This is a genomic window from Streptomyces lateritius (assembly GCF_014649715.1).
Taxonomy (GTDB): Bacteria; Actinomycetota; Actinomycetes; order Streptomycetales; family Streptomycetaceae; genus Streptomyces; species Streptomyces lateritius.
Map to the genome: position 1 here is coordinate 551,696 of NZ_BMTO01000003.1, position 1,139 is coordinate 552,834.

Genomic DNA, 1,139 nt, shown 5'->3' on the forward strand with positions numbered 1-1,139 from the left:
CGACCTCGGCGCCCCGGCGGCCATCGAACGCGTCGAACTGCGCGTCAACCCCGGGGTGGGGTTCCCCAACCCGCTCGCCGCCTCCGTCGGCGGCAACGGCCCGTACGGCCATGTCGTCAACGGCATCGGCGCCCCGACCTCGGGAACCTCGACCATCCCCTCCACGGTCGTCTTCTTCCCCTGACCCCACGAAAGGAAGGGACCCCGCCCGCCGGATCGCTCCGGCGGACGGGGTCCCTTCCGTGCGGCACGCTCAGCGGGCGGCCGTGACCTCGCGACGGGCGCGGATGATCTCCGCGTACCGGTGCCCGCTCGACTTGACCGTGGAGCGGCGGATCGCCTTCGAGTGGGAACGCCGCAGTGTCCCGCGTTCGGCTCCCACATGACCTCATTGCTTAATTTATGATGTGATCCAAACGACGAGCGAAGAGCACGTCAAGAGGCGCGACACGGTATGTTGCGTGCAGGGACATGACGACGAGGGGGCGGGGTGAAGGTGCGCAGCGGCCGTACTGTGCGTGACCTGCGGCGGGAGAACCGCACCGCGGTGTTGCAACGGTTGTATTTCGACGGGCCCCTGAGCCGCTTCTCGCTCGGCCCGGTCACCGGCCTGAGCTCGGGCTCGGTGAGCAACGTGGTGGCCGAGCTGGTCGCCGAGGGGCTGGTGGAGGAGGCCGGCAGTGTCGACTCCGCGGGCGGCCGGCCCCGCACGCTCCTGCGCATCAGCGCGGACAGCGGCTACATGATCGGGGTGGACGTAGGTGAGACGCGGGTGCGGATCGAGCTCTTCGACCTGGCCCTCACCGAGCTCGCACGCGTGGAGCGGCCGCTGGAGACCCAGGGGTCGCGCCGTGTCGACCGCTACGACGTCGGGGTCGTCGTCGGCCACCTGCGCGAGGGCATCGCGGAAGTCCTCGAACGCGCCGGGATCGCGGCGGAACGGCTTCTCGGCGTCGGTGTCGGCGTGCCGGGCATCGTCGCCCGGACCGCCGAGGACGGCGCCGTGGTGCACGGTCAGACCATCGGGTGGGACGTGGTCCCGCTGGAACGGCTCCTGCGCGAGTCGCGGCTCCTGCCCGAGACCGTCCCTTACTACATCGACAACGGCGCCAAGACGCTCGGCCAGGCGGAGATGTGGT

At 70.5% G+C, this 1,139-nt stretch carries 3 protein-coding genes; 2 read left to right on the forward strand and 1 reads right to left on the reverse strand.

Annotation, left to right across the window (positions count from 1 at the left end; translation table 11 throughout):
* On the forward strand, nt 1-184 hold a 184-nt coding region (locus IE136_RS08875), incomplete at its 5' end, for a hypothetical protein (RefSeq protein WP_189600001.1).
* 69 nt (nt 185-253) lie between these two features.
* On the opposite strand, the gene IE136_RS36380 is transcribed toward IE136_RS08875, so the two are convergent.
* On the reverse strand, nt 254-382 hold the full coding sequence (locus IE136_RS36380; RefSeq protein ID WP_268247914.1) for a hypothetical protein: 129 nt from the start codon (nt 380-382) through the stop codon (nt 254-256).
* Nucleotides 383-490: 108 nt separating this feature from the next.
* Between IE136_RS36380 and IE136_RS08880 the strand changes: the two genes are divergently transcribed.
* Nucleotides 491-1,139 (forward strand): ROK family protein (locus IE136_RS08880; RefSeq protein ID WP_189600002.1); only part of this gene is annotated, 649 nt, incomplete at its 3' end.